The sequence below is a fragment of the Granulicella sp. S190 genome (assembly GCF_009766095.1).
Taxonomy (GTDB): Bacteria; Acidobacteriota; Terriglobia; order Terriglobales; family Acidobacteriaceae; genus Edaphobacter.
The window spans coordinates 32198-42214 of sequence record NZ_LMUD01000008.1 but is presented as its reverse complement, the minus strand read 5'-3'; the positions used below and the strand labels follow the sequence as shown (position 1 = coordinate 42214).

Below are 10017 nucleotides of genomic sequence, written 5' to 3'. Positions count from 1 at the left end.
GAGACTCGATAAACGCCAGACCGAGAATCAGGAAGATGAAGATTCCAGGACGAGCGCCGGGGTTACGTGCCAGCGCCTCGGTTGCCGAAGCGGTAGCCTTACCCTGACCCAGACCGCAAAGACCAGCAGCCAGCGCCATGCCCAGACCAGCAGCAAGTGGAACCCACTGGGCTCCGGGGCTTACAGCGGCAGCGCCCTGCGCAAAAGCCGGCGTTGCAAAGAGCAGCGCGGCCAACGACATAAACAGATATTGCAGCTTCTTCATGGTGTTACTCCTGCCTCCGTGAATACGCCGCCAGTGGGTGGTTGATGCTCACCGTGCTGGCACCCTCACGCTATGCGACGTTGTTGCGCGCTGCGAGAGGAGGCCCCAACGCAGCGAAGGTCAAAGTCTAGTGATCGTGCGCCACTGCCAGGGACAGATAGATCGCCGCCAGCAAAAAGAACACATAAGCCTGTACCACCGCCACACCAAGGTGCAGCCCCAGGAAGATCAGCGGGATCCCAACCGGAACCAGCGAAAAGAATGCGATCGTCACCAGGTCACCCGCAAACATGTTCGCGTAAAGACGAACTGTCAGCGAGAGCACGCGGGCAAGATGCGAGATGATCTCGATCGGCAAAAGCAACGGATACAGCCACCACACCGGTCCGAGAAACTGCTTGATGTACGCAAAGCCATTCTCGCGAATCCCGTGATAGTGGTAGTAGATAAACGTAACCAGCGCAAAACCCAGCGGTACCACGGCATAGGCGGTGGGGGACTTCAGCCCCGGAATCACGCCCATCAGGTTCGCCAGCAGGATAAACAGAAACAGCGCCGTCAGGTAGCTTGTAAACCGCGCCGAACCATGCCCGATGATCTGCTCTCCCTGCTCCGAGACAAATTCATGAGTCATCTCCGCCAGGTGCTGCACGCCGGCTGGCTTCTCCACGCTCAACGTCGTGCGCACCAGAAGGAAGTACGCGATCAGAACGACAAATACCAGAAGTTCCATCGCGAACGCATCCGTAATAGGATAAGCGGAGTACTTCGGATGCACATGCAGGGCCTCAAGCAGCGAGGTCGTCAACGCACCAAAGTGCCGATTCAAAAATAGGGTAAAGAGTGTCTGTGTCGGCATAGTAATAAGAGCTTCTGCGAAACGTAATTTGCGAACGTCCGGACTAAACCGTCCACGCCTTCATCAGCCTCAAACCCTCGACCGTCAGTGCAAACACACCCAGAGCGAGGCCTGCGGCAAGCGCGTAGACCGAACCATTCAGAATCTTAAGGCTAACATAAAGCAGCACCACGGTCAGCCCCAGGCGCAGGAAGAAACCGAACAAAACCAGCCCCAGCGGCTTCGCCTTCCCCCCGCCATCCATCCGCACCATCACCACCGTCATCAGCCGCAGCCACTCAAACAGCCCCGACCCCGAGATCAGCGCGCCCACCAGCAGCAACACCGCCGACTGCCACCCCATCTTCCACCAGATCAGAGGCACCGCGATCACGGTAATCACCACCAGCAGCCGCAGCGCGCTCCATATCGTGCGCTTGAAGTCTGCGTCGCTGAAGTCTTCCATCGTCTTCACTAAACCGTCCTCGCCTGCCCCGTTATCCACGCTTGATATACCGCGATGCCGTCCTGAAAATCTGAATAAATCCCGCCGCCGCCCCCAGCAGGATCCCTGTAATCGACATCCAGCTCTGATGAAAGTGGTGGTCCAGCCAGCTCCCAACCAGCCACCCGATCACGCACCCAGCCGGCAGCGCAATCGCCAGCTGAATCATCGACTCCGCCTTTACCAACTCCCCAAGCGCGCCCTTCCCCCCGCCTGCACCGCTCCCGCTCTTCCCTGCTTCCTCATCCGCCATCGCAGAACTATTACATCACGCGCAGCCTCAAACCAGACACTTCTGTATCCTCCTCGCCTCGCTATACTGATATGTCAGCACCATCAAGCCAAAGGAATCCCCGTGTACGAGTCGGAGTTCGAAAAGAATCTGTATCAGCAGCGCCGCGACAAGCTCCAGCAGATCGCTGCCCTCGGCCAGCTCGACGGCCTCAGCCACGCCGAGGCGACCTACCCCAATCACTACGCCGCCAGCCACACCGTCCCCGAGATACGCGCCGCCTACGGCTCCTTTACCGCCGAGCAGCTTGACGCCGACCCCATCCACGTCAGCATCGCCGGGCGCATCATGGCCATTCGCGTCCAGGGCAAAGCCGGCTTCGCGCAGCTCCAGCAGGGCGGCCAGCGCTTTCAGATCTACGTCCGCAAGGATGACGTCGGCGAAAATACCTTCGCCCTCTACAAGCTGCTGGACCTCGGTGACCACGTTGGCGTCCGTGGCCACCTCTTCCGCACTCGCACTGGCGAGCTCACCGTCCACGTCGGAAGCTTCGACCACCTGCCCGCGCTGACCTTTCTCGCGAAGGCCATGCTCGCCCTGCCCGACAAGTACCACGGCCTCGAAGACACCGAGCTTCGCTACCGTCAGCGCTACGTCGATCTCTTCATGAACACCGGCGCGACCAAACCCGCCAGCCCAGGCGAAGCGTCAACCACCGAACCGGCAGAACCCGAGACCCCCAACGTCCGCGAGGTCTTCGTCAAGCGCGCCGCAATCCTTCGCTCTATCCGCAAGTTCTTCGACCGTCGCGGCTACCTCGAAGTGGAAACGCCGATGATGCATCAGGTCGCCGGAGGCGCAGCCGCAGCTCCCTTCACCACGCATCACAATGCGCTCGACCTCGATCTCTTCCTTCGCATCGCGCCCGAGCTCTACCTCAAGCGCCTCGTCGTCGGCGGCATGGACCGCATCTACGAGATCAACCGCAACTTCCGCAACGAGGGCATCAGTACCCGCCACAACCCCGAGTTCACCATGCTCGAGTTCTATCAGGCCTACGCGAACTACCACGACCTGATGACCCTCAGCGAAGAGCTCATCGTCTTTGTCGCCAAAGAGGTCAACGGCACCACAATCACCCACTTCAACGGCCACGAGATTGACCTCGGCAAGTGGACGAAGCTCTCCATGCGCGAGGCCATCATGAAGTGGTGGCCGCCGCATGCGCCGGTTCAGCCCACCATCGATGACTTCGCCTCCGCGGAGAAGTTCCGCGCCCTGCTGAACGAAGGCGAGAAGTTCGCCAATCCCGAGAAGTCCACCTTCGACCGGGCCCTCAACCGCCTCGGCGCTGACTGCCACTTCGTCCGCGAGTTCCTCCTCGACAAGGGCGCACCCTACGGCAAGGCCATCTCCGATCTCTTCGAGCTTAGGGCCGAGGCCCTGCGCGGCGGCGAGATGGGCATCGAAGAGCCGCTCATCCAGCCCACCATCATCTATGACTTCCCCCTGGCGGTCAGCCCGCTATCGAAAGTTAAGCCAGATGAGCCCGACTGGGTCGAGCGCTTCGAGTTCTACATCGGCGGCTTCGAGGTCGGCAACGCCTTCTCCGAGCTAAACGATCCCGACGACCAGCGCACCCGCTTCGAGCAGCAGATGGCCGAGAAGGCCCGCGGAGACGACGAAGCCCATCAGATGGACGAAGACTACGTTCGCGCCCTCGGCTACGGCCTGCCCCCCACCGCAGGCGAAGGCATCGGCATCGACCGCCTCACCATGCTGCTCACAAACTCCAAATCCATCCGCGACGTCATCCTCTTTCCCCTGCTGCGCCCCCAGGTCAAACAGGCAGACACCGCAGAAGCCCCCCACGGGGAGTCCGCCGAATAGCGCCCACTCGGACGACGCCAACCCCGTCGTCCGAGTCCAAACCGCGTTATCCTTACTCTGTGGCCACCTCCGCGACAACCGATCACGTCCTCGCGCCCGCGAAGCCCCACTCCCTGCTCGCCGACTACGCCACGCTCTTCAAGCTCCGCGTCTCCACCATGGTCATCATCACCGCCGGAGCGGGCTTCTACCTCGGCAGCCTCCGCAGCGGCATCAGCCCCTTCCATGCTGGCCTCCTCCAGGCGCTGGTGGGCATCGCAGTCGTCACCTGCGGCAGCAGCGCGCTCAACCAGGCTCTCGAGCGCAAGACTGACTCCCTCATGCGCCGCACCGCTGCGCGCCCCATGGCCGCCGGCCGCATCTCCCTCGCGCACGGCCTGCTCCTCGGCTTCGCGGCCATCTTTCTTGGCTCGCTGTACCTCGCCTACACCACTAATCTCCTCACCGGAACCCTTACCCTCCTCACCGCTATCGGCTACGTCGCCATCTACACTCCGCTCAAGCGCGTCACCACTCTCAACACCTTCATCGGCGCCTTCCCCGGCGCTCTTCCACCTCTCATCGGCTGGACCGCAGCCCGCGGCGTCATCGAGTGGCCAGGCGTTGCCCTCTTCGCCATCCTCTTCGTCTGGCAGTTCCCGCACTTCATGGCCATCGGATGGATGTATCGCGAAGACTATGCCCGCGCGGGCATTCGCCTCACCCCGAACCTGCCGCATACTCAATACGCCGCCCAGAGCACCGTCATCCAGGCACTCTTCTACGCTGTCCTCATGATCCCCACCAGCCTCTGGCTTAGCTGGCTGCACATCACCGGACTCCCGTACACCGTCATCGCAACGCTTCTCGGTCTCTGGTATCTCCTCGCCACCATTCGCTTCGCCCGCATCGTGCGCAACCCGGACGGCGCCGACAACGTCGCCCTCGCGCGCAATCTGCTCAAGGTCTCGGTCGTCTATCTCCCGTTGCTCATGCTCGCCATGATCCTCAACGCGCAGGGCCGCCTGTTCTTCTAACTCTCATCTCTCATCCAGCAAGGAACGAAATGCCCGCACCCATCGCCGCTGTCAATCCCGACTACCGCACCCCGCCCTCGGTCATCGCTGCCATCATTGGCATCAGCGCGGTCGCCTCGATCTTCCTCGCGTGGCTGGTCTACTATCATCCGCCGGTCGATGTCGCTGGCACTCATCTGGCATTCCTCCCAGCGCTAGACGCGGTCCTCAACGCGATATGCGCCGTCTTCCTCATCATCGGCTTCCGGTACATCCGCCGCCGTCAGATCACAGCTCACCGCAACAGCATGTTTGGCGCCTTCATCGTCTCCAGCGTCTTCCTCGTCGCCTACATCGCCAACCACGTTCTGCACGGCGATATGCTCTTCCCTAAGGCATACCCCGTCGCTCGCTTTATCTACCTCTGGATCCTGTTGACGCCCCACATCCTTCTGGCCATCGTCTGCCTTCCGATGATCCTGATTACCTTCTTTCTCTCACTCACTGGCCGCTTTCCTGCGCATCGCCGTCTCGCGCGCTGGACCTATCCCATCTGGCTCTACGTCTCAGTCTCGGGAGTCATCGTCTACGCCATGCTGGCCTCTTACCGCTAACACTGTTCTTGTTCCCCTGCATCCTGTCTCAACGAAGCCCCAGTCCCCTATGCAGCCAGATACTCGCAAGCTCCTCCGCACCGGCCTTCTCATCTTCGGCACTGGAGCCATCGCCGCCGCGCTCATCTTCACCAGCTTCGGCGGCATCGCCCGCCACCAAGGCCCCCACACCAACCTCGGCTGGCTCTCGCTCATGCTCGCCATGGGCTGCCTCCCCACCGGCTTCCTCACGCTTCTTCTCGCTGCCGTCAAGCTCATCGGCGACCGCCGCCGCTAAACAAAAAGAGCCCCAGCCGTCATGGCTGGAGCCCTTCTAAAGAACACCTTCTCTCAAAACATCCGTAACTACTACTTCCCGAGAGTAGGCGGATTCGTACTACCCACCGCCGGTCCCGTCGCGCCCGTGCTCACGCCGTCAAGCGAAGCCTGGTACGAGATGATCGTCTTCAGAGTCTCATACGGAATCCCGGTCAGCGGCAACAGGTGACCGTTCACCGCAAGCGTCGGAGTCTGTTCCACGCTCACATCCTGGGCCAGCTTGATCGAAGCATCCACCTCACCCTTCGTTGCAGGAGTCGCAGCGCACGCATCGATCGCGGCCGGATCCAGTCCCGCCTTGGTCACTGCACTCTTCAGCGTCTCGTCTCCGGTCTCCGGCGTCAAAGCGCCCTGTGCGTCAAACACGGCCGCAGAATAAACAAAAAACGCATCGTTCTTCTGCTTCTGCACGCAGTACCCATACGCCGCCGCCTTGTATGCAAAGGGATGAATCTCTGTCAGCGGGAAGCTCTGGTACACCACATGCGCGTTTGGAAAATCCTTTACCAGCTGATCCATCGTCGTCTGCGCCTCTTTGCAGTGCGGGCACTGTAGATCCGCAAACTCGACCAGCATCAGATCCTTGCTCGTTGCGCCGCGCGTAGCCCCATCGGCACGTGCCTGCAGTGTCTTCCTCAGATCCGCAAACGGAGTAGCGCCAAACGGAACGACCACATCGCCGGCTACAGCATGTTTTCCATCCGGCATTACAAAGAACGCCGTCGGCTGCACCTTTGCGTTGGGGGTCTTATCCGACACAAACACCGTCACCTTGCTCACGTTCGGAGCAGGCGTAGTCTGGATCGCCTCTACCCGCCAGATGCGGTTTGGGTCATACCCCCACAGCGCTTTCAGGAAAGAGTTCACTGTATCGACAGTCGGCGACGATGCCGTAAAGAATTTCTGATTCACCGGAGGAAACGGATCCGCCTTGGTCTGCTGTCCGAGGCTCTGCAGCTGCGGCGGAGCTGCCGCCTTCTGCGCCGCCGGAGCCGCCGCCGCACCTGCCGCTGTCTGCGCTCCCGCCACCGACCCGGCGCTCAAGGCGGTCATCAATCCCGCCAACATCCAATTCGAAATCTTCCCATTTGAAATCTTCAAAGACACCATCCTCCGCCGTCGCTATCCGCGCAGCACTCTTATTACACCTGAACCTTGACCGCAATGGGAAACCGCCGGCCCATTCCGAACGACTTTCTCGTAACTTTCAACACTGGGGCCGCCTGCTGCCGCTTATATTCACTCCGCTCCACCAGCTGCAGCACTGACTTCACCAGCCCCACATCCACTCCCTGCTCCGAGGCAATCTGCTCCGCAGAGCAGTAACGCTCCACATATGCCTCGAGAATCGGATCGAGCACGTCATAGGGCGGCAGCGAGTCCGTATCCAGCTGCTCCGGCCGCAGCTCCGCTGAAGGCGGCTTCGAGATCGTCTCCCACGGGATAACCTCCCGCACACGATTCACATGCCGGCTCAACGCATACACCCGCGTCTTCATCACGTCGCCGATCACCGCCAGCGCCCCGACCATATCGCCATACAGCGTGCAGTATCCCGTCGACATCTCGCTCTTATTCCCGGTCGTCAACACCAGCGCGCCGAACTTGTTCGACAGCGCCATCAGCAGCGTCCCGCGAATCCGCGGCTGCAGGTTCTCCTCTGCTAGTCCAAACTCCGTTCCCGCAAACAGCGGCTGCAGCACCTGCTGAAACTGCGCGAACACGTCGTGAATCGGCAGCAGCTCAAACCGCACCCCCAGGCCCTTCGCCAGCTTCCGCGCATCGTCGATCGAGCCCAGCGACGAGTACTCCGTCGGCATCCCTACGCCAATCACGTTCTCCTTCCCCACTGCCTCCACCGCAATCGCCGCCACCAGCGCCGAATCGATTCCCCCGCTCAATCCCACCAGCACCTTGCTGAATCCGCACTTCCGCACATAGTCCCGGGTCCCCAGAACCAGCGCGCTCCACATCGCAGCAACCTCGTCCACCTCCGCCTCAGCGGCAACAGCGGCGCCGTCCTCGGTATCGAAGACGACCAGATCCTCCGCAAACGCAGCCGCCCGAGCCACCACCTCGCCGTCCGGCCGAATCGCCAGCGACGAGCCGTCAAATACCAGGCTGTCGTTTCCACCCACCTGGTTTGTCATCGCAACAAACGCGCCGTGCCGTCGTGCCAGCGCCCCTAACATGCTCTGCCTCACCTGCGGCTTTCCCTGCCAGTACGGTGAAGCCGAGATATTCAAAATCACCTTCGGCATACCCACAAGGTCCTGCGGCTGCGACTCCCACTTCTCCATCAACCTCTCAACCGGATCCACTGGATACATCTGCCGCGGCCAGAAACCCTTATCGTTCCAGGCGTCCTCGCAGATAGTGATCGCCAGCGGCTCGCCTCGAAGGCACACCAGCGTTTGCTCCACCGCCGGCTCAAAGTATCTTTGTTCATCGAAGACGTCGTAGAACGGAAGCAGCATCTTCTGCTGCACAAAACTCACTCGTCCCCCATCAAGCATTGCCGCGACATTCCGTACCTGCTTGCCCGCGCTGGCCCGCGAAGCCATCACGGTACCGCACAGAATCGCAGGCCGCCCCGCCACCGCCGTCCACCCCGCAAGCTCAACCACCACCTGCTCCGCCCGCGCAAGAAACGAAGCCTTCTCCAGAAAGTCCGCAGGTGGATATCCGCACACTGCAAGCTCAGGAAAGACCACGAGGTCCACGCCCAAACCCTCGGCACGAGCTGCAAATTCAAGAATCTTATTCGCGTTCCCGGCGAAGTCACCCACCGTCGGGTTGATCTGGGCAAGCGCTATCTTCACTCTTCAAGTCTAACGCTTACGAGCCTGTCCCGCTCAACACCACACCCACCGTTCGCGCCAGGATACGCAGATCCATCATCAGGTTCCAGTTCTCGACATACGCCGTATCCAGGGAGATGTAGCTGTCAAACGAAGGATCCTGCCGCGCCTCCACCTGCCACAAACCAGTAATCCCGGGCAGCACATCCAGCCGCCGCAGATGCACCAGGTCGTACTGTTCCACCTCGGCCGCCATCGGAGGCCTCGGTCCCACCAGGCTCATATCACCCTTCAACACGTTATAAAACTGCGGCAGTTCGTCCAGCGAATACTTCCGCAGCACCTTGCCGACCTTCGTAATGCGAGGATCTTTTTTTATCTTGAACAGCACACTGTCGCGCTCATTCATATGTTCAAGATCGGCCTTCATCCTATCCGCATCCTGCACCATCGTGCGGAACTTGTAGCAGGAAAACGCCCGCCCCTTGCGACCAATTCTCTGCGCCTTATAAAAAATTGCTCCCGGCGAGTCCATCCGGATTGCAATGGCAATCGCCAGCATCACAGGAGAAGCGATGAGTAGCCCGAGAAACGAAACAGTGGTATCCAGCACTCGCTTCAGCAAAAACCCACCGATCGGAAAATCCCTGCGATGCAACGGAATCGTCGGAAACTGTCCAACATACTCGACCTTCGCGTTCCAGGCCAGCCCGTCGTACATATCAGGAACCACGCGTACATCGATCCCTGCGATCCGCGCCTCTTCCACCATGCTGATCACCATCTTCTCCTCCGCCGGAACGGAAAAGAAGATCTCATCCACAAACAGCGACCGCGCCAGCGACAGGCAGTTCCGCGCATCGCCGATCACATCCGCATTGCCTGACTCCGCCTCGCGTTCGGTCAACGCGACAAAGCCCTTGAAGCGAAATCCTAGGTGCTGCAACGTGTCGATGTGATTCCTCAGCGCGTGCCCCACACGCCCAGCGCCCACAATCAAAACATTTCGCGTCTCAATCCCCGCACGGAAGCGCCGATAGACCATCCGACGCCACAACGCACGTCGCAGACACAGCAGCATCGTCGTGAACACAACCATCAGTCCAACCACGATCCGGGAGATAGCCTCCCCGCTCGACAGGTACAGCGTCCCGCACAGCAGCAGACCGGAGGTCAGCGACGCCTGAATCGTCATCCTCTGCTCATGCAACCCGCTATGGTGCTGGATCGTGCCATACAAACCATACGACCGCGTAAAAAAAATCAAGCAGATCGCATACCACGCGATGTAGAAGAACAGGAGATTCGGAGAGGACTTGATCAGGTGCGGCAGAACATGCAGAGCCGGCACATCTGCCGGCGTGTCTACTCGGAATCGCAACGCAGCCACAGCCGCAACCACCACCGTCAGAACATCCAGCGAGGCCCATACCGTGCTCGTCACCGATGGCCTGCGGAATACTCCGCCGCCTGCCCGAGACGCCTGTCGGCCATTCCCTGCGTATTTTCTCTCTGAGACGATGACTTGTTGCAGATAATCCGGTGTCGCCATGGCGAAC

At 60.5% G+C, this 10017-nt stretch carries 11 protein-coding genes; 4 read left to right on the top strand and 7 right to left on the bottom strand.

The window, feature by feature from the left end:
* The 4 genes from GSQ94_RS03305 to GSQ94_RS03290 all read right to left on the bottom strand — a co-directional run.
* Positions 1 to 265, bottom strand: a 265-nt coding sequence (locus GSQ94_RS03305) for an ATP synthase F0 subunit C (protein ID WP_158941896.1), incomplete at its 3' end; no start/stop codon positions are given.
* 127 nt (positions 266 to 392) lie between these two features.
* On the bottom strand, positions 393 to 1124 hold the full coding sequence (atpB, locus tag GSQ94_RS03300) for a F0F1 ATP synthase subunit A (protein WP_158941895.1): 732 nt from the start codon (positions 1122 to 1124) through the stop codon (positions 393 to 395).
* Positions 1125 to 1167: 43 nt separating this feature from the next.
* The gene (locus tag GSQ94_RS03295) at positions 1168 to 1569 is read right to left on the bottom strand and encodes a hypothetical protein (protein WP_158941988.1); all 402 of its coding nucleotides are present in this window, start codon (positions 1567 to 1569) and stop codon (positions 1168 to 1170) included.
* A gap of 31 nt (positions 1570 to 1600) precedes the next feature.
* Positions 1601 to 1861 carry an AtpZ/AtpI family protein gene (locus GSQ94_RS03290; RefSeq protein WP_158941894.1) on the bottom strand — a complete coding sequence of 87 codons (261 nt, stop codon included), beginning with the start codon at positions 1859 to 1861 and terminating at the stop codon, positions 1601 to 1603.
* Positions 1862 to 1963: 102 nt separating this feature from the next.
* On the opposite strand from GSQ94_RS03290, the gene GSQ94_RS03285 reads away from it, so the two are divergent.
* From GSQ94_RS03285 to GSQ94_RS03270, 4 genes are read left to right on the top strand one after another with little or no spacing between them, the layout of a single operon-like run.
* Complete coding sequence (locus GSQ94_RS03285; protein WP_158941893.1) at positions 1964 to 3730, top strand: amino acid--tRNA ligase-related protein; 1767 nt, start codon at positions 1964 to 1966, stop codon at positions 3728 to 3730.
* A gap of 59 nt (positions 3731 to 3789) precedes the next feature.
* The gene (gene cyoE, locus GSQ94_RS03280; protein ID WP_158941892.1) at positions 3790 to 4746 is read left to right on the top strand and encodes a heme o synthase; all 957 of its coding nucleotides are present in this window, start codon (positions 3790 to 3792) and stop codon (positions 4744 to 4746) included.
* Positions 4747 to 4775: 29 nt separating this feature from the next.
* On the top strand, positions 4776 to 5339 hold the full coding sequence (locus GSQ94_RS03275) for a DUF420 domain-containing protein (RefSeq protein WP_158941891.1): 564 nt from the start codon (positions 4776 to 4778) through the stop codon (positions 5337 to 5339).
* Between the two features lie 49 nt (positions 5340 to 5388).
* On the top strand, positions 5389 to 5616 hold the full coding sequence (locus GSQ94_RS03270; protein WP_158941890.1) for a hypothetical protein: 228 nt from the start codon (positions 5389 to 5391) through the stop codon (positions 5614 to 5616).
* 71 nt (positions 5617 to 5687) lie between these two features.
* Here the strand turns inward: GSQ94_RS03270 and GSQ94_RS03265 are convergent, their stop codons facing one another.
* Genes GSQ94_RS03265 through GSQ94_RS03255 form a run of 3 tightly spaced genes read right to left on the bottom strand, consistent with a single transcriptional unit; the run spans position 5688 to position 10010 of the window.
* Positions 5688 to 6758 (bottom strand): thioredoxin domain-containing protein, encoded by a 1071-nt coding sequence (locus tag GSQ94_RS03265; protein WP_254063608.1) that lies wholly within the window; start codon positions 6756 to 6758, stop codon positions 5688 to 5690.
* Positions 6759 to 6799: 41 nt separating this feature from the next.
* Complete coding sequence (locus tag GSQ94_RS03260) at positions 6800 to 8479, bottom strand: NAD+ synthase (RefSeq protein ID WP_158941889.1); 1680 nt, start codon at positions 8477 to 8479, stop codon at positions 6800 to 6802.
* Between the two features lie 16 nt (positions 8480 to 8495).
* Complete coding sequence (locus tag GSQ94_RS03255) at positions 8496 to 10010, bottom strand: sugar transferase (RefSeq protein ID WP_158941888.1); 1515 nt, start codon at positions 10008 to 10010, stop codon at positions 8496 to 8498.
* Positions 10011 to 10017 lie beyond the last annotated feature (7 nt).